20 protein-coding genes are annotated in these 17746 nt (G+C 63.6%); 13 read left to right on the top strand and 7 right to left on the bottom strand.

Translation table 11 applies throughout. The features are described from left to right. Window positions 1-56 precede the first annotated feature (56 nt). Complete coding sequence (locus BLV07_RS29700) at window positions 57-800, top strand: GyrI-like domain-containing protein (RefSeq protein WP_091893050.1); 744 nt, start codon at window positions 57-59, stop codon at window positions 798-800. Between the two features lie 5 nt (window positions 801-805). Beyond that, window positions 806-1519 (top strand): SIMPL domain-containing protein, encoded by a 714-nt coding sequence (locus BLV07_RS29695; RefSeq protein ID WP_176945845.1) that lies wholly within the window; start codon window positions 806-808, stop codon window positions 1517-1519. A gap of 200 nt (window positions 1520-1719) precedes the next feature. Here BLV07_RS29695 and BLV07_RS29690 read toward each other — a convergent pair whose 3' ends face one another. Beyond that, complete coding sequence (locus tag BLV07_RS29690; RefSeq protein WP_176945844.1) at window positions 1720-2784, bottom strand: MBL fold metallo-hydrolase; 1065 nt, start codon at window positions 2782-2784, stop codon at window positions 1720-1722. A 457-nt stretch (window positions 2785-3241) separates the two neighbouring features. Between BLV07_RS29690 and ffh the strand changes: the two genes are divergently transcribed. The 7 genes from ffh to BLV07_RS29655 all read left to right on the top strand — a co-directional run bounded on the left by ffh (window position 3242) and on the right by BLV07_RS29655 (window position 9255). After that, window positions 3242-4789 carry a signal recognition particle protein gene (gene ffh, locus BLV07_RS29685; RefSeq protein WP_091893045.1) on the top strand — a complete coding sequence of 516 codons (1548 nt, stop codon included), beginning with the start codon at window positions 3242-3244 and terminating at the stop codon, window positions 4787-4789. Between the two features lie 85 nt (window positions 4790-4874). Then, window positions 4875-5207 carry a 30S ribosomal protein S16 gene (gene rpsP, locus BLV07_RS29680; protein ID WP_091893043.1) on the top strand — a complete coding sequence of 111 codons (333 nt, stop codon included), beginning with the start codon at window positions 4875-4877 and terminating at the stop codon, window positions 5205-5207. A gap of 9 nt (window positions 5208-5216) precedes the next feature. Continuing rightward, window positions 5217-5792: a ribosome maturation factor RimM gene (gene rimM / locus BLV07_RS29675; protein WP_091893041.1), complete on the top strand. Its 576-nt coding sequence runs from the start codon at window positions 5217-5219 to the stop codon at window positions 5790-5792. Between the two features lie 106 nt (window positions 5793-5898). Then, on the top strand, window positions 5899-6654 hold the full coding sequence (trmD, locus tag BLV07_RS29670) for a tRNA (guanosine(37)-N1)-methyltransferase TrmD (protein ID WP_091893040.1): 756 nt from the start codon (window positions 5899-5901) through the stop codon (window positions 6652-6654). 109 nt (window positions 6655-6763) lie between these two features. Then, a complete protein-coding gene (rplS, locus tag BLV07_RS29665; protein ID WP_091893038.1) occupies window positions 6764-7144 on the top strand; it encodes a 50S ribosomal protein L19 in 381 nt (126 codons plus the stop codon). Window positions 7145-7543: 399 nt separating this feature from the next. Next, a complete protein-coding gene (leuC, locus tag BLV07_RS29660; protein WP_091893036.1) occupies window positions 7544-8950 on the top strand; it encodes a 3-isopropylmalate dehydratase large subunit in 1407 nt (468 codons plus the stop codon). Between the two features lie 95 nt (window positions 8951-9045). After that, window positions 9046-9255 carry a hypothetical protein gene (locus BLV07_RS29655; RefSeq protein WP_091893034.1) on the top strand — a complete coding sequence of 70 codons (210 nt, stop codon included), beginning with the start codon at window positions 9046-9048 and terminating at the stop codon, window positions 9253-9255. Window positions 9256-9293: 38 nt separating this feature from the next. Here the strand turns inward: BLV07_RS29655 and BLV07_RS29650 are convergent, their stop codons facing one another. Beyond that, the gene (locus BLV07_RS29650) at window positions 9294-9815 is read right to left on the bottom strand and encodes a hypothetical protein (RefSeq protein ID WP_091893032.1); all 522 of its coding nucleotides are present in this window, start codon (window positions 9813-9815) and stop codon (window positions 9294-9296) included. Between the two features lie 178 nt (window positions 9816-9993). Here BLV07_RS29650 and BLV07_RS29645 point away from each other — a divergent pair, with 178 nt between their 5' ends. Next, window positions 9994-10293, top strand: a complete 300-nt coding sequence (locus BLV07_RS29645) for a DUF1330 domain-containing protein (protein ID WP_091893030.1) — start codon at window positions 9994-9996, stop codon at window positions 10291-10293. Window positions 10294-10303: 10 nt separating this feature from the next. Here the strand turns inward: BLV07_RS29645 and BLV07_RS29640 are convergent, their stop codons facing one another. Both BLV07_RS29640 and BLV07_RS29635 read right to left on the bottom strand, forming a co-directional pair. Then, the gene (locus BLV07_RS29640) at window positions 10304-10564 is read right to left on the bottom strand and encodes a hypothetical protein (protein ID WP_091893028.1); all 261 of its coding nucleotides are present in this window, start codon (window positions 10562-10564) and stop codon (window positions 10304-10306) included. 41 nt (window positions 10565-10605) lie between these two features. Continuing rightward, window positions 10606-10899: a hypothetical protein gene (locus BLV07_RS29635; protein ID WP_176945856.1), complete on the bottom strand. Its 294-nt coding sequence runs from the start codon at window positions 10897-10899 to the stop codon at window positions 10606-10608. A gap of 198 nt (window positions 10900-11097) precedes the next feature. On the opposite strand from BLV07_RS29635, the gene BLV07_RS29630 reads away from it, so the two are divergent. From BLV07_RS29630 to BLV07_RS29620, 3 genes are all read left to right on the top strand, one after another. Further along, window positions 11098-11496 carry a metallopeptidase family protein gene (locus BLV07_RS29630; protein ID WP_091893024.1) on the top strand — a complete coding sequence of 133 codons (399 nt, stop codon included), beginning with the start codon at window positions 11098-11100 and terminating at the stop codon, window positions 11494-11496. A gap of 290 nt (window positions 11497-11786) precedes the next feature. After that, a complete protein-coding gene (leuD, locus tag BLV07_RS29625; protein ID WP_008539074.1) occupies window positions 11787-12392 on the top strand; it encodes a 3-isopropylmalate dehydratase small subunit in 606 nt (201 codons plus the stop codon). Between the two features lie 79 nt (window positions 12393-12471). After that, on the top strand, window positions 12472-13257 hold the full coding sequence (locus tag BLV07_RS29620; protein WP_091893022.1) for a glycosyltransferase family 32 protein: 786 nt from the start codon (window positions 12472-12474) through the stop codon (window positions 13255-13257). Between the two features lie 514 nt (window positions 13258-13771). On the opposite strand, the gene BLV07_RS29615 is transcribed toward BLV07_RS29620, so the two are convergent. From BLV07_RS29615 to BLV07_RS29600, 3 genes are all read right to left on the bottom strand, one after another. Further along, on the bottom strand, window positions 13772-15508 hold the full coding sequence (locus tag BLV07_RS29615) for a GAF domain-containing sensor histidine kinase (RefSeq protein ID WP_502690246.1): 1737 nt from the start codon (window positions 15506-15508) through the stop codon (window positions 13772-13774). 375 nt (window positions 15509-15883) lie between these two features. After that, window positions 15884-16555 (bottom strand): transposase, encoded by a 672-nt coding sequence (locus BLV07_RS50140; RefSeq protein WP_349525480.1) that lies wholly within the window; start codon window positions 16553-16555, stop codon window positions 15884-15886. Between the two features lie 331 nt (window positions 16556-16886). Then, window positions 16887-17639, bottom strand: coding sequence for a cupin domain-containing protein (locus BLV07_RS29600; protein ID WP_091893020.1), 753 nt, complete (start codon window positions 17637-17639; stop codon window positions 16887-16889). Window positions 17640-17746 lie beyond the last annotated feature (107 nt).

The raw sequence follows: 17746 nt of genomic DNA, 5'->3' as shown, positions 1-17746 counted from the left end.
CGGCGGGGTGCAGGACGGATTTAGGCCTTGGGACGCAAGGTCTTGGGGAGAGTAAAATGATCAGTTTTCGTCGTCTCGCTTTGGCCGCGTTAATCCCGGCAGCGGCCTTGTCGTTTGGCCTGTCCGGAGTTCTGGCGCAAACACCGAGCCCGGCGCCCGCCGCATCGGCAAGCCCCTCGCCGGCGCCATCGGCCTCGCCGGCGCCTGCCGCGAGTGCTTCGCCTGCGCCGGCGGCCAGCGCCTCACCCGCTGCGACGCCCTCGCCCGCAGCCAGCGCTTCACCCAGCCCGGCAGCGCCCCCGCCCGCGGCAGCTGCCACCCCCGCCCCGGTGCAGACCGCCGATCCCTTTGGCCTCGAGACCATGCTCGAGCCCAAGAAGGTCGTGATGGTCAAGGGCACTGCCAATTGGGACTCGGCCTTCGACACGCTGATCGACGCCTTCAAGGCGCTGAACACGCTGCTGGACAAGCAGGGCATCAAGCCATCAGGCAATTCGATGATCGTCTACACCTCCACCGACGACACCGGCTTCACCTTCCTCGCCCAGATCCCGGTCGAGCAGGATCCGAAGAACCTGCCCAAGGATATGAGCATCGGCAAATCGCCGGAGGGCAAGGCGCTGAAATTCGTCCATCGCGGCTCCTACGACAACATGGACAACACCTATGAGGCGATCACCAATCACCTCGACGACAAGAGGCTGGAAGCCAAGGACACCTTCATCGAGGAGTACCTCACCGATCCGCTGAAGACGGCCGAGGACAAGCTCGTGATCAACGTTTTCGTGCCGCTGAAGTGAGAATGATGAAAAAGCCTGCCCTCCTTTTGACGTCCCTTGCCGCCGTCTTCGCCACCACGCTGCTTTTGGCCCCCGCACGCGCCGACGATTTTCCGTCCGTCATTTCGGTGAGCGGCGAAGCCAGGATTTCCGCGGCGCCCGATCTCGCGCAGATCGACGCCGGCGTCGCCAACGACGCCAAGTCGGCGAAGGAGGCTTCCGACGCCAACAACGCGGCGATGGGCAAGGTGCTGCTGGCGCTGAAGGGCGCCGGCATTGCCGAGAAGGATTATCAGACCTCGCGCCTGTCGCTGCAGCCGCAATACGGCCAGAACAAATCCACCGGCGCCTCGCCCGTGGTCGGCTTCCGCGCCTCCAATCGCGTCACCGTAAAAATTCGCGATGTGACCAAGGTCGCCGGCATCATCGATACGCTGGTTAGCGCCGGTGCCAACGACATCGGAAATATCTCGTTCGAGGTGACGCAGGCCTCAAAACTACTCGATGATGCGCGCGAGCAGGCGGTCGCCGATGCCCGCCGCAAGGCGGAGATCTATGCCAAGGCTGCTGGCGTGACGCTGGGTACGCCGCTCAGCGTCACCGAGGGCGGCGGCCCGGTGCCGCTGTTCAAGGGCCGCATGGCAGCGGCTCCGATGGCTGCACCCGCAGCCGTCGCGCCCGGCGAGGAGACGCTGTCGGTGACGGTGAATGTGAGCTGGGCGATCAAGCCGGGGCAGTAGCGAGCTTCGCAAAGGGCCCACTGCCGCAGCAATTTCATTCGTCGTCCTGGCGAAAGCCAGGACCCATTACCCCAGGGCGTAGTTGCAGCGCGAGCTGGTAACAACGAGTCTTCGCCAAACCACTCTTTGTGGTAATGGGTCCTGGATCAGCGCTCGCTCCGCTCGCTTGTCCAGGACGACAGCTTGATGTTTGGCGAGAGTTAAATCTCCACCACCTGCCCGGGCATCATCGCCACGAACCGCTGTTGCGGGATCTTCGCGGCATCCAGCGCTTCGACCAGCGCCTTTGCCGGCGCATCGATCGCCTCATCCGTCAGCTGGAACGTGCCGTGATGATGCCCGAGCGCGTCCTGCGCGCCGCAATCCGCGAGCGCCTTCACGGCATCCTCCGGATTCATGTGCTGGTCACGCATGAACCAGCGCGGCTCGTAGGCACCGATGGGGAGGATCGCGAGCCGCAGCGGCCCATGCTTCTCCGCGACGCGGCGGAAATGCCTGCCATCGCCATAGCCGGAATCGCAGACGACATAGATCTTTCCGGCCGGCGTCTCCAGCACGAAGCTCGCCCATAGGGCCTTGTTGCGATCGAACACGCCGCGCGCCGTCCAGTGCCGGGTCGGGACCAGATGCACGGCGATGCCGCCACCGAGCTCGACGCGGTCGTGCCAGTCGAACGCTTCCACCTTGATCGTGGGATCGGAGCTGCGCATCGTGACGTCGTTGCCGAGCGGGGTGACGACGCGCGGCGCAAAATTCTTTGCGAGCCGCGACAGCGTCGCGATGTCCAGATGATCGTAGTGCCCGTGCGAGACCAGCACGACATCGATCTTCGGCAGCTTGTCGAAGGAAATGCCGGGATCGTTGCAACGCTTCGGCCCGGCCCAGGCGACCGGCGAGGCCCGTATCGACCAGACGGGATCGACCAGGATGTTGAGGCCGCCGGCCTGGATCAGCCAGCTGGCGTGGCCGACAAAGGAGAGCCGCACTTTGTCGCCGTCGACACGCGCCGGCGGGGTGTCGGCGTGTGGACTGGGGACCCAATCCGGCCATTTCGCGCGCTGCCGCTTGCCGCCGAATTGCCAGCGCAGCACCTCTCGAAGCGATTTCGGCGGTGCGCCGTCGGGATCGAAGAAGTGCAGGCCGTTGAAATGGTCGGAGGCGGGACCGTCATAGGTTTTCATGCGGGACATCCAAAGTGACGGAACACCGACCAGCGCGCCGGCACCGGCAAGCAGTCCGAGCACGCGGCGGCGGGTAATCGGCACGGCCGGCTTTTAGGGATGGTAGCGGAGAAAGGTCATCGCCTTCTATATGGGCGTAGCCCTGGGAAAAGGAACCGGCAGCCGAAAGGGCTCTATTTTCAGGACCTTGCCCTGGCAGGAGCGTCCCGGCACCCTAACTTTCCTTGACTTTTGAGCGGGAGCGGCGTTTAACCCCGCCACTTTCTCGGAAAGGCTTTCTTTTCGACCCGCCGACTGGCCCTGGAGGCCGGAGGTCAACGCCCGACAGCGCTGTGCGCCCTCGGGCGCAAAGGTGTTTGGAAGATCGTTTACCCAAGTGAGTGGTCATCGCCCGACTTGATCGGGCGATCCAGTATCCCAGAGGCGGCTCGGATAGAACCGAGGAGCCGCGGCGTACTGGATGCCCCGCCTGCGCGGGGCATGACAGCGGCGAGTAACGGAGCGCTCTTCCCGTCGGGAAGACAGCAACAGGACAACGGCATTGTTCGACAATCTGTCGGAACGGCTTGGCGGAATTCTCGATCGTCTGACGGGGCGCGGTGCGCTGACCGAAAAGGACGTCGACGCCGCGATGCGCGAGGTGCGTCGCGCGCTGCTGGAGGCCGACGTCGCCTTGGAGGTTGTGCGCAGCTTCACCGAGCGCGTGCGCGAGCAGGCGATCGGCGCCACCGTCGTCAAGTCGGTCACACCCGGCCAGATGGTGGTCAAGATCGTCCATGACGAGCTGATCAACACGCTCGGTGCCGAAGGCCAGACCATCGACGTCAATTCCGTGCCGCCGGTGCCAATCATGATGGTCGGCCTGCAAGGCTCGGGCAAGACCACCACCACCGCAAAGCTCGCCCGCCGCCTGGTCCAGCGTGACAAGCGCAAGGTGCTGATGGCCTCGCTCGACGTCTACCGCCCGGCGGCGATGGAGCAGCTGGCCGTGCTCGGCCGCGACCTCGACATTCCGACCCTGCCGATCGTGGCGGGCCAGCAGCCGCCGCAGATCGCGAAGCGCGCGCTGGAGGCCGGCAAGCTCGGCGGCTACGACATCGTGCTGCTCGACACCGCCGGCCGCACCACGCTCGACGAAGAGATGATGGCGGAGGCAGCCGCGATCAAAGCCGCGGCCAACCCGCATGAAGTGCTGCTGGTCGCCGACAGCCTCACCGGCCAGGACGCCGTGAATCTCGCGCGCTCGTTCGATCAGCGCGTCGGCCTCACCGGCATCGTGCTGACCCGCGTCGACGGCGACGGCCGCGGCGGCGCCGCGCTGTCGATGCGCGCGGTCACCGGCAAGCCGATCAAGCTGATCGGCACCGGTGAAAAGACCGACGCGCTGGAAGACTTCCATCCCGATCGTATCGCCGGCCGCATCCTCGGCATGGGCGACGTCGTCTCGCTGGTCGAACGCGCCGCCGCCAACATCGACGCCGAGAAGGCCGCGCGTACCGCCGAGCGCATGCGCAAGGGTCAGTTCGACCTCAACGACATGCGCGAGCAGCTGTTGCAGATGTCGAACATGGGCGGCATCAGCGGGCTGATGGGCATGATGCCCGGCATCTCCAAGATGAAGAACCAGATCGCGGCCGCTGGGATCGACGACAAGATCCTGAAGCGCCAGGTCGCGATCATCGATTCCATGACGCGCGACGAGCGCCGTCATCCCGACCTGCTCAAGGCCAGCCGCAAGAAGCGCATCGCCGCGGGTTCTGGCCAGAGCGTCGAGCACGTCAACAAGCTCCTGAAAATGCACCGGAACATGGCCGACGTGATGAAGGCCATGGGCTCGGGCAAGCGCGGTCCGCTCGCCGGCATCGCGCAGGCGATGGGCTTTGGCGGCGGCATGAAGATGCCGTCTCCCGAAGAGATGAAGGCTCTTCAGGAAAAGATGCAGAGCGGCGGCGGACAGGGTCTGCCCAATCTGCCGAAGGATCTCCCTGCGGGCTTGCGCCAGGGCCTACCGAACCTTCCTGGTCTGACCGGACTGAGCGGCAAGCCGACGCTGCCGGGCCTCGGCGGTTTCCCGGGCAAGAAGAAATGAGGAATTCGTCGCACGGGATCGCAAGCATCCCGCGCAACGCGGAATACCAATCAACCGAACAAACCGTACTTTGAAGGAGAACTGAATGTCCGTCGTCATCCGCCTCGCCCGCGCAGGCACCAAGAAGCGTCCCGTCTATCACGTCGTCGTCGCCGACTCGCGCTTTCCGCGCGATGGCCGCTTCATCGAGCGCCTCGGCTATTTCAACCCGCTGCTGCCGAAGGACAACGAGGCGCGCCTCAAGCTCGACATGGAGAAGGTGAAGGCCTGGGTCGCCAAGGGCGCGCAGCCGTCGGACCGCGTGGCGCGTTTCCTCGACGCCGCCGGCATCAAGAAGCGCGAAGCGCGCAACAACCCGCAGAAGGCCGTGCCGCGCAAGGAGCGCAAGGCGCAGGCCGAAGCCGCCGCGAAGGCGTAAGGCCAGACCATGTCGGCGCTGGTCTGCGTCGCGCGGATCGGCGCCGCGCATGGGGTGCGCGGTGCGGTCAAATTGTGGACCTTCACCGAAGATCCCTTTGCCATCAGACGCTACGGTCCGCTGCTGTCCAAGGACGGCAAGCGCCAGTTCGAAGTCGTGCAGGCGCGCGAGGCCAAAGATCATCTGGTCGCAACGTTCAAGGGCGTCACGAACCGCGATGAGGCCGAGCGCCTCAACGGCATCGAGCTCTACGTTCCGCGCGACAAGCTGCCGGCGACCGACGAGGGCGAATATTACCACACCGACCTGATCGGGCTCGCCGCCGTCACCACTGACGGCGAGCCGCTCGGCCGCGTCGTCGCGATCCAGAATTTCGGCGCCGGCGACATCATCGAAATCGCCCCGCCCAAAGGCCCGACGCTGCTGCTGCCGTTCTCCAACGCGGTGGTGCCGGAGGTCGATCTTGCCGGCGGCCGTGTCGTGATCGCGCTGCCGCAGGAGATTGAGGGCGAGGACGAAGGCGACCTCCATCCTCCGGGCCGTCCCGGCCTAGTGCGCAAAGCGCACGGGAGCCGGGACCCATAACCACAGGCTTTGGTTTTTGGCTAAGCTGGCAGCTCCAGCCGTCGCAAAGCTGAGTGCGGTGGCTATGGGTCCCGGCCTTCGCCGGGACGACAACGACTGAGATCGAATGACCACCCCCTCACCCTGGCGCGCGACGGTGCTGACGCTGTTTCCGGACATGTTTCCGGGGCCGCTCGGCGTGAGCCTGGCTGGCCGGGCGCTGGTAGCAGGGCTTTGGCAACTCGAGGCGCGGGACATCCGGGCCTCCGCCACCGACCGCCACCGCAGCGTCGACGACACCCCGGCCGGCGGCGGGCCAGGCATGGTGCTGCGGGCGGATGTCCTGGCCGCGGCCATCGATGCCGCCAAAATCGATCCGGAGCGGCCGCGCTTGCTGATGAGCCCGCGTGGTCGGCCATTGACCCAGGCCCGGGTTGTGGAGCTGGCTAGGGGCCCCGGCCCCCTGATCGTCTGCGGGCGGTTCGAGGGCGTGGACCAGCGGGTGATCGACGGGCGCGGTCTGGAGGAGGTCTCGGTCGGGGATTACGTGCTATCCGGGGGCGAAATCGCGGCCTTGGCCCTGATCGACGCCTGTGTCCGGCTGCTGCCGGGGGTGATGGGCAAGGAGGCCTCTGGAACCGAGGAAAGTTTTTCGGACGGCCTGCTCGAATACCCCCAATACACCCGCCCGCAGCTGTTCGAGGGGGCTCCGATCCCGGAGATCCTGACCTCCGGCGACCACGCCAAGGTCGCCAGCTGGCGGCGCGCGCAATCCGAGGCCCTGACGGCGGCCCGACGGCCCGATTTGTGGGCCCAAATCCCGAGCAAGGCCCCGAATCGGGCCGGCCGCCAAAAAACGCCAAAAAACAAGACAGACGGGTGACAAACGCTCCGGCTTGCCTTATAGGAGCGGCCACATCCGCAATGGCTGGATAGACGAATTTCGCGCAGCCCCCGTTTCGAAGGCTGGGCGCGCCGATGGAGATTTACCCATGAACCTGATCAAGCAGCTCGAGCAGGAGCAATTCGACAAGCTGTCCGCCAGCAAGGACATCCCGGAATTCGCCCCCGGCGACACCGTGATCGTCAACGTGAAGGTCGTCGAAGGCGACCGCACCCGCGTGCAGGCCTATGAGGGCGTCTGCATCGGCCGTTCCGGCGGTGGCCTCAACGAGAGCTTCACCGTGCGCAAGATCTCCTATGGCGAGGGCGTCGAGCGCGTGTTCCCGCTGCTCTCCCCGATGATCGACTCGATCAAGGTGGTGCGTCGCGGCAAGGTGCGTCGCGCCAAGCTCTATTACCTCCGCAACCTTCGCGGCAAGTCGGCCCGCATCGTCGAGAAGCAGGACCGCCAGGCTGCCGTCGGCGAGTAAGCTTCGCCACCAGGCAAGTTCTAGAAAGCGCGGGGCTCGGCTCCGCGCTTTTTTGTTTGTGCCCACCGTCATTGCGAGCGCAGCGAAGCAATCCAGAAATGCATCCGCGGCGACAGTCTGGATTGCTTCGCTGAGCTCGCAATGACGAATTCGAAACTCTCGCGCTTTTACCGCTGCATGCTATATAGCTTCTAGAATGTTTCCAGATCTGACCAGCCTCGCCCCTGTCAAGCGCATCGTCATCGACGATCGCTCGCGGCTGCCTGGCCGGTTCTTCGGACGCTTCGCGACCTCGGCAACGTCAGAGCTTACGCGCGCAGCCTAAAAGCTGCGCTGACGATTTGTTGCCCGCGCGCCAAGCGCGCACATCCGCTTACACATTCTTCGGAGCTTAAGCTCATGTCCAAGCCGACCACGTTGTATGACAAGATCTGGAACGACCATCTGGTGCACGAAGCCGAGGACGGCACCTGCCTGCTCTACATCGATCGCCACCTGGTGCACGAGGTGACCTCGCCGCAGGCTTTCGAAGGCCTGCGCGCGACGGGTCGCAAGGTGCACGCGCCCGAGAAGACGCTCGCCGTCGTCGACCACAACGTGCCGACCACCGATCGCACCAAGCCGAACCCGGACCCGGAGAGCATCGAGCAGATCAAGGCGCTGGCCGAGAACGCCAAGGAATTCGGCATCGAATATTACAACGAGTTCGACAAGCGCCAGGGCATCGTCCACGTCATCGGCCCCGAGCAGGGTTTTACGCTGCCCGGCACCACCATCGTCTGTGGTGACAGCCACACCTCGACGCATGGCGCGTTCGGCGCGCTCGCGCACGGCATCGGCACTTCCGAGGTCGAGCACGTGCTGGCGACGCAGACCCTGATCCAGAAGAAGGCGAAGAACATGCGCGTCACCGTCGATGGCAAACTGCCTGACGGCGTGACGGGCAAGGACATCATCCTCGCCATCATCGGCGAGATCGGCACCGCGGGCGGCACCGGCTACGTGCTGGAATATGCGGGCGACGCGATCCGTGCGCTCAGTATGGAAGGCCGCATGACGGTCTGCAACATGTCGATCGAAGGCGGCGCCCGCGCCGGTCTCGTCGCGCCCGACCAGAAGGCCTACGACTTCCTGCGCGATCGTCCGAAAGCGCCAAAGGGCGCGGCCTGGGACGAGGCGATGCGCTACTGGGAGAAACTGCGTTCCGACGAGGGCGCGCATTTCGACCATGAACTGCGCCTCGACGCCGCAAAGCTGCCGCCGATCGTGACCTGGGGCACCAGCCCCGAGGACGTCATCTCCGTGACCGGCATCGTGCCCGACCCTGACAAGATCGCGGACGAAGCCAAGCGCATCTCCAAGCATCGCGCCCTGAAGTATATGGGCCTGACGGCGGGCACGAAGATCACCGACATCAAGCTCGATCGCGTCTTCATCGGCTCCTGCACCAACGGCCGCATCGAGGATTTGCGCGCGGCAGCGAAGATTGCTGAAGGCAAGACCGTTTCAGCGAACGTCAACGCCATGGTGGTGCCGGGCTCCGGCATCGTGAAGGAGCAGGCCGAGGCTGAGGGTCTCGACAAGATCTTCATCAAGGCCGGCTTCGAATGGCGCGAGCCGGGCTGCTCGATGTGCCTTGCCATGAACCCGGACAAGCTGAAGCCGGAAGAGCGCTGCGCCTCGACCTCGAACCGCAATTTCGAGGGCCGCCAGGGCTTCAAGGGCCGCACGCATCTGGTGTCGCCAGCAATGGCGGCGGCGGCCGCGATCGCCGGTCACTTCGTCGACGTCAGGGACTGGCGGTAAGCTGCTCCCTGCAATTGTAGCGATTACGGCAAGCCGCCGTTAATCCGCGCCGCCCACATTCTCGTCCTCGCGACGGTTTCGCGAGGACGCAGCTGATGGCCAACAAGCCGGAATATGTCGATCTGATCAGCGAGGCCACGCGCCAGCATCGGCGGCGCGTGACGCCGCTGCGCGTCGTCACCAAGCCCGAGGTTGAGGAAGCCTCAAAGCTCAGCCGCTGGCCGCCGGCGATGTTCAGGCAATGGAAGCTTGAGAATTTGATGCGGTGGAAATCCGCGTCGTGGAAGTTGAAGGATTGGCTTTAAAGGGCGCCGCTGAGGCGCCCTTTGCATTTCGATCGTGCTCACCAATAGCGGTACGGATAGTGCCAGCGAGGCCAGCGGCAGACGCGGCGCGGACCGTAATAGGTCCAGATGATCCGGCAGCGGCGCGGATAGTGATAGTAGGGATAATAGCCGCCGTAATAATAGCGCCGGTGGAAGTGACGATAGCCGTAATGGGGGCGATAGATCCCGTAGCGATGATAGCCGCCATAGTGACGAAATCCGCCGTAACGATAGCCACCGCCGTGAAAGGCCGGCGCGGCGCGGAAGCCGCCGCCATGGAAGCCACCAAAATGTCCGCCGCCACCGCGGAAACCTCCGCCATGAAAACCGCCACCATGTCCGCCGTGCCCGCCGCCGCCGTGGCGAACCTGCGTGACGAGATCGTCGGCCGCAGCCTTCGTCCCAGGCGACGTCGCCGGATTGATCAAGGTGAGTGCTTCGGCACGACGCGCGCTGCCGGCCGACAGCATCAATGTCGTGGCGGCCGCGATCCCGAGCAAGCGCATCGGGCTTGCCTTAAGACCCAATCTCCTCAGCATGGAATCCTCCCTGAATCTGGACAGCGCGTTGCGACGCGACGTCTCGGCCGCGCCAAACGCTGTTCAATTGCGGTCGCTCCCTGGATTAAACTGAGGAGACCGATGTGAACGCCCCATGAATGAACGACGCTGGGCTCCGCGATGCGACGCAGTGCCGCGAGGTCAGGAGTTTTTGGAAATGACTGTCTATGCGATTGCGCAATTGAAGATGACGGACCGCGCGGCCTATGACCGCTATCAGGCGCGGTTCTTCGACGTGTTCAAGAAGTATGGCGGCAAGCTGCTCGCCGCGGACGAACACCCGCGCGTGCTCGAAGGCGCATGGCCGCATGACAAGCTTGTCATGATGTCGTTCCCCGATGAGGCTGCGTTCCTCGCCTTCTCGAATGCGCCCGACTACGAGGACATCTCGCGCGATCGCAAAGCGGGCGCGCAGGCGACGGTGCTGCTGGTCAGGGGATTTGCGCCCGCCGGCTAATCCGCCGGCGTCACCAAAAGGGTCCGTAGCCGAACACGAACGGAGCCGGCACGCCATAGGGATAGGGACGGTAGTAGACCGGCCGCGCATAGTAGCCTGGATCATGGCGTGCAGCAGGCCGCGCAATGTCATGGGCGCGCGCGTGTCGTCGCACATCGAAAACCGCGATCCCCGCCGACGCCTCCGGCACCGTCACCCTTGGCGCCGCGGAAGCGCGGGGCAGGCCGGCGGCAAGCGCAACGGCAACAACGAATACGATCCATCTTGCCATGACGATCCTACAAGGCACCGCGTTGTTCGCCGGCGCGGGCCTCAGCCGCGGCGCCAGTAGCAGCTCACACGCGGCACGATCACCGTGCCGCTCGGCCGGTACTCCTGCACATAGGTGGCGTTGCACACGCGGACTGCGTCGGGACCGGGATTGTAGCGCGGATAGACGCCGTCCGGGCTGTAATAGGGCGTGACGCGCAAGCGCGCCGGAGGCCGCTTGCGTGGCGGGGGAACGTCGTTCGGTGAGGCCGCCTGGGCGAGACGGATCTCGGGGCCAGCGGTCTGGACTTGAGTTTGGGCTTGGGCGCCAACGCAAAACTGCAAAAACAACCCCATGCACAGTAGCGTCAGCGCTGTTTTCGCTCGCATTTTTCCGCCCACCCGAAACATTCCCATTTAAGGCCCCACGCTCCCCGTTTTGACGGCGCTCGTCAACCTCGCCGCGCTTATAAAGCGGGATGCATCGCTGCGGAACCCGCGCTAGTTTACGCGAACCGGTACCCACGTCGCTCGAAAACGCTTTAGAAGAGGCCCATGTGGACGGAATTGAAAGCGCCCTCGCTGGCCGAGATGGAAGCGACGGCGCATGACATCTTCGAACGCCTGCCGGCGGAGTTTCGCAGGCTCTGCGAGGGCGTCATCATTCGCGTCGACGACTTCCCGACCGAGGAGGTCCTCGACGAGATGGAGTGCGAGAGCGAGTTCGACCTGCTCGGCCTGTTCCAGGGCATCGGCCTGCCGCAGCAGAGCCTTGGCGACGTGGCGCGGCTGCCCAACATGGTCTGGCTCTACCGCCGGCCGATCCTGGACTATTGGGCCGAGCACGATGAGACCCTCGGCCACATCGTGCGCCATGTCCTGATCCACGAAATCGGCCACCATTTCGGCCTGTCGGACGACGATATGGCCGCGATTGAGGCTCAAGCGGACTAGAGCGGGCGCTCCTTCACCTCTCCCCAGCGGGGAGAGGTCGATTTGCGCAGCAAATCGGGTGAGGGGGTGCTGCACCAACGTGAGACCGTAAACCCGCACCCGGCGCGCGGGACGATGCTTCGCATCGCCCGGGACGCGCCGACCTCTCCCAAGGGAGAGGTGAATTCCCGGTGCCGCACCAGCTCGCCTCAAACCTGTCAGCAGACGAGATCTGCCGAATTCGGCCTAGGATTCCCGCCCCGATCGCGATAAACACCTGTTCCCCTAGACCCATCCGGGAAAGCGCAACCATGGACAAGTTCACCACGCTGGAAGGCGTCGCGGCGCCGCTGAAGATCATCAATGTCGACACCGACATGATCATTCCGAAGCAGTACCTGAAGACCATCAAGCGCACCGGCCTTGGCAAGGGGCTCTTCTCCGAGCAGCGCTACAAGGACGACGGCAGCGAGAATCCGGATTTCGTCCTCAACCAGCCGGCCTATCGCAACGCGAAGGTGCTGGTCGCCGGCGACAATTTCGGCTGCGGCTCGAGCCGCGAGCACGCGCCCTGGGCGCTGCTCGACTTTGGCATCCGCTGCGTGATCTCGACCTCGTTCGGCGACATCTTCTACAACAACTGCTTCAAGAACGGCATTCTGCCGATCCGCGTCAGCCAGGAAGACCTCGACAAGCTGTTCGACGACGCCGAGCGCGGCGCCAACGCGACGCTGACGATCGACCTGCCCAACCAGGAGATCCGCGGTCCCGACGGCGGCAAGGTCAAGTTCGAGATCGATCCGTTCCGCAAGCACTGCCTGATCAACGGCCTCGACGACATCGGCCTCACCATGGAGAAGAAGGCCTCGATCGACACCTATGAGGACAAGCTCAAGCGCGAACGCGCCTGGGCCTGAGATCGGGTTTCTGGTTCGAGCCCCGGTGCTGACGGCGCCGGGGCTTTTTCTTTGCTCTGACTCTCCTTATAGCTCGCGCATGCTGCCCGACATCGTCACCTTCTGGCATGGCCCGATGGACGCCCTGCGCCAGACCTGTCTGCGCTCGCAGTTGGCTGCCGGCCACAAGGTCACGGTCTACAGCTTCGACCCCATTCCCGGTCTGCCTGCAGGCATCGCGAATGCGGATGCCGAGGCGATCCTGCCGCATGCGTTCTCCGAACGTTTGCGCCCGCCGCAGCCGGACGGCAGCTGGCGCGACTGGACCACGCTGCAGTTCAGCGATTTCTTCCGGATGAAGCTGATGGCGAAAGGCCTCGGCCTCTGGCTCGACGCCGACGTGCTGCTGCTGAGGCCGGTCGAGATCGATCCGGCAAAGCCCTATTTCGCCTGGGAGCGGCCGCGCCAGCTTGGCAATTCCGTGATCTACCTTCCGCCGGAGCACGGCATCGTCGCCGCCTTCGAGGAGCTGATGGAGCAGGAGGAGCTGACGCCGAACTGGCTGTCCGTGCGCCATCGCATCACCTTCATGATGCGCCGTCTGCGCGGCGGCTCGAACCGCCTCTCCGACATCCGCGTTGCGATCTACGGGCCGGCGGCGCTCACCGCGCTCGCGCGCCGCACCGGCGAGCTGGCTTGCGCGTTGCCGAAGCAGTCGTTCTACGCCGTGCATGCCGAGCCAAAACTGTTCTTCGATCCCTCGAGCTATCTCGGCCTCGTCACCAACCCCGAGATCATCGGCCTGCACATCTCGCCCAAGGGTCGCGGCGGCGAAAAGCCGATTCCGGGCAGCCTGTATGCGTGGGCGACGGAGCGGTTTGGCTGACCCGCAATTCTCCGCTGTCGTCCCGGCGAAAGCCGGGACCCATAACCCCAGGGAGTAGTTTGGCGAAGACTCTCAGCTGCGCTTCGATGCGCACCGCGCGCCATCGATAGACCTCGCGGTGGGTCCCGGCCCCCCGTGCGCAATTGCGCACTAGGCCTCGTGGCGACGTGGTAGCTCCCGGCTACCTTGAGCTTCGGCTGACCGCCGATTGTGCTACGCACACAGGACCTGGCCGCTCTCGAACCTCATTGCCGCCGCGAACGTCTCGATCTGAGGCGGTCGAGTCCCCGTCACATCCTGGCCTACATCGGGGCGTCTCGTTCAACCAACAATAGCGAATTCGCATCGGTGATCCGGCCCACGATCGGCCAAAGCGGCAAGAGCGCTGGAGCCTGCCTTCTCCCGCTTGCCGGTGACCGCGCTTGGTGGATATGTGCACGCTTTCAGCGAACTTTCGGCATCGCGCGCCGTTCATAGTTTTCCGCAACGCATGGCATTGACCACGTTTGCTGGCCTAACCCTGCGGCGCAGCGTGCGCCAGCGCACGGCAGCCGATCTCGGTAGAGACGTCTGCCGTCGCGGAGAACGGGCTCTCGTTTTCGCTCTCCGTATCCGCTTTTTCGGGCCGCCGGCATTGGCCAGCGTATTCAGCGGAAATGGTCTCGTTTCGCTCAAGAGGCAGGCTGAATTGAAAGACCGCGCCTCGAGTTTCATGCGCGCCCGCCCATATCTGTCCCCCGTGCGCTTCGACGATCGAACGGCAAATTGATAATCCCATGCCCATGCCACTGGGCTTGGTCGTGTAGAATGGGTCGAAGACGTGGTCAAGGCTCGCCGGGTCCAGTCCCGGCCCCGAATCTCGCAAGCTGACGAGCACGCCATTCAGGGCATCTCTGTCAGTGCTGATCAGCAGCTCACGCGGCTCCTCGCGGACGGCGCTCATCGCTTCGACGGCGTTGATGATCAAGTTGAGGACCACTTGTTGCAGTTGGACCCGATCTACTCGAATGAGCGGCAAGCCGTCCGCGAGTTGCGTCCGCACCGAGACGCCGTTCTTCACCACTTCGCCATGGGTCAGAGCTATGACCTCAAGCACTGCCGCATTGATCTCTATTTCCTCTCGCCGCGGAGGCGCCTTCTTGATAAGCCCCTGGATCCGACCAATGATCTCGCCGGCTCGCAGGCCATCATTTATTATCCAACCAAGCGTCTGTCGGACCCGATTCAGTTCTGGCGGTTGAGCGTCAAGCCAGTTCAACCCGGCCTCTGCGTTGGCGACAACCGCCCCGATCGGCTGCTTCATTTCATGTGAAATCGAAGCCGTCAGTTGCCCCATTGTCGTGACGCGATTGGCGTGCGCGAGCTCCATCAGAGCTTCGCGGTAGCGCCGCTCGCTTTCCCGGGCTTCCGCTTCCGCCCGCTTGCGCTCGGTCAGATCGAGCACGAAGGCGACGCCTTGGTCTCGCTGTTCATCGAACGCCGCCGAGCCGATCAGCACGGGCACCCGGCTGCCGTCCTTGCGAAGGTACTCCTTCTCAAAGGGTTGCACCGCGCCAGTCCTCTTTAATTCTTCCTGGGCGCGTGCGGTGCGATCTCGCCATTCCAGTGGCGTGAGGTCCGTCCAGCGCACACGACCCGAGATAATATCCTCGCGATCGTATCCCACCAGACGCAGAAACGTATCATTGGCCTCAAGGAGTCGACCGTCGAGCTCCCAGATGTAGATCCCGATGATGTTTGCATCGACCAGACGCCGGATCTTCGTCTCACGTTCTTCGAGCTGTCTGTGCTGTGCCGCTAACCTTTGCAAATCAATCTGCACCGCGTCGCGCAACTGATGCAGGAGTCTGAGGTAGGGCTTGCTGTACTCGTTCCTTTTGTTGTCGAGAACGCAAATCGTTCCGAATACCTCGCCATCGGGCCAACTGATCGGTACCCCAAGGTAGGAAATCATCCCCAGCTTGATGTCAGGGTTTGATTTCCACGCTTCATCGCGAAGGGCGTCTGGAACGAGCAGAGGTTGGCACGTCTTCATCACGGTTTCGCAATAAAGCCCCGTGTTAAGGGGTGCGAGCTCGTCCGGTTCGTAGGGGTTCCCCTTGGACTCGCTGGATACGAAAACTTTTATGTTGGGCGGCTCTACTCGCATGATCAAAGCAGAAGGAACGTGCATGATCTCGGCAAGCACATCCACGACCTCTTGCCATTTATGGATGATTTCAGAAGGTACTTGGATAGAGTTGTAGAGCAACGGTTGACCTCACCAAGTGGCCCGCCGCGGACAACGCGGCCAGGATAGCCTTTCGCTTGCCATCGGCGCGCCCGGCGCCATTTCGGGCAGAAGTCTCGCTCGACATGCCCGCTGGACCTGGAAGCCATTATCGCTATCAGCGCCGAGCCGAAAAGACGGGCCAAATTGCTGGACTCCGCCGTCAGGCAAGCCACTGAGAGGGACGCTGATCTTCGTCCGGCCCGGCCAAGGCGCGCTGAAAAGTAGCTTATCACAGCCTCGACCAGGATGTCCCGCGAGAAAGGGCGGTGCCAGGCTGGTTCAGCTTGAGGGCTTCGATCCTGAGGAGGTTGCACGACACCTGTCTTGAGAAGCTCGGCGGAACGGGACGCCCTGTTATTCCGAGGTCATCGCGCGCGACGTTGAACCCAACCACCACAGCCTGATTCTCCGAGCCGTCACCGAAAATGCGGTGACGACCCTGACCCTTGCAGGCGCGTCTGCACTTGGGCCCTTCTGAGACGCACGGGTCAAGGCGATCAGTTGCTCGGTCGCATCCTTCTCGGCGCGAAACAACCGTCGCCATCGGAGCAGCAACGAGCGCAAAATGCCATATCGTCGCGCGGTCGCCGTAATCTGGCGTGGGGCTTGCAGGCTCTCCAGAACGATCTTGATGTTCTCGTCCTCGGACCAGCGTCGATGCCGACCCCTCTCACCCACATCGAGCCGACCGACTTGGATGCTGAACTTATCACGTCCAAAAGGACAGTTCTCAATACCGCGCCTCATTCGGCAAGGTGGTCTCCGGCGGACGGATACGGCGAGGTCGAAGCGTTGTCCGTCCGTTGTCGTCATGCCCGCCGCAGGACTTCGGGCACGATCGGCAATTTTGCGGAGCCGCTTGCCACTCGCCGCGAAGATTGCGTTGGCGACGGCGGGAGCGATGCCGGAGGTGCCAGGCTCACCGATGCCGCCAGGCTCTTCGTTACTCTGGATGATGTGAACCTCGACGACCGGTGCCTCGTCGATGCGCAGCATCTGGAAACTGTCGAAATTGCTCTGCTCCACCCGTCGAAACGCTTCGCAATCAGATAAGATTCCCGGATCGCCACACGTGGTCGCCCGATTGCCTAGCGAAGACGTGATGCCCGCCTAAGCCGCCACCAAGGACCGGCCGGGCTGACGTACCCTAGGGCAGCAAACGGATCGTGGTTCGGCACGCATTCGCGGCATCGGCTCGATCGTTCTTGAGCTCCGGACAAGTCACCCAACTCCGGCTCACATTGGGCGCGCTACAGCGAGTACAGCGGTGTAGTGCGCGCCCGTCATCCATTTGATCGAGCAACCACTCGCTCTTGATGAAGTCAGGGAGTTTCTGCTGCAGACCGCTCGCCGTTGTCTATTGGGTCTTCACTGGTGCACCCGGAAGCACGGCTGCCACACCTTCCGGATTGATGTTGAAGGCCAGGAATGTCAACGGCTCATCGCCTGGGTTTCCCCATTGGTGCACGAGGTCGTGCGGTTCATAGATCAAGGACCCCGGTCCCCTTGCTTCTGTTTTGCCGTCGACCGTGTTGGCCCCGGTGCCGGAGAGTATGAAGTATAGAGCTGCGCCTGACCGATGGTGGGGCGGGTTGGAAGGCATCTGCGCCGGAAATGTGACCCGCGTGAGATTGAGATCATAATTACCTGGCTTCAGGTCGGAGATCGGGCTCGCCGTGCGGTACAATTCTCTTACGACTGCAGGTGCCCTCTCGGCAGGCCGACCCAATTCTCCAGCGGGGACGAGAAAGAAGTGGAGAAATATTGACGGCGCCCCACTGCCTGCCGTCAGCGCGGCGGCCTTTCCGTCGGCGATGAACAGCCCTTCTCCGGCATTGAGCATTTTGACCTCGCCACCGAGCACGATCTCGGTCGATCCTGACATCTGATAGAGTATGCCGCTGGCCGCCGCGACGCTGCTCCTCTCGTCCGGCTGCAGGGTGACGCTCACCGCTTTGAAATGGACTGGCGCGTCGGTGACGGTCGGCAGTTTGGTTGCTGCGATCACTGTTCGTGTAATTGCCGGAGGAGCGGCGGTGGTTTGTGCGGTCCCGGAGGCAGGAAGCGCTATCGCGCCGAGCAACAATAGCCCGGTGCTCCTGAACTGCATGATTGCCTCCCAGGTTCAGCGGATCATCGGGTCATGATACGCTCTCCCAGCGCCACTTGGAATGGCAGGACACTTGGCGGGAGACCGCGAGCAACGCCGAGCGAAAT

This window comes from Bradyrhizobium sp. Rc2d, assembly GCF_900099855.1.
In the GTDB taxonomy this organism is placed as follows: Bacteria; Pseudomonadota; Alphaproteobacteria; order Rhizobiales; family Xanthobacteraceae; genus Bradyrhizobium.
This window is presented reverse-complemented; position numbering and strand designations above follow the sequence as displayed.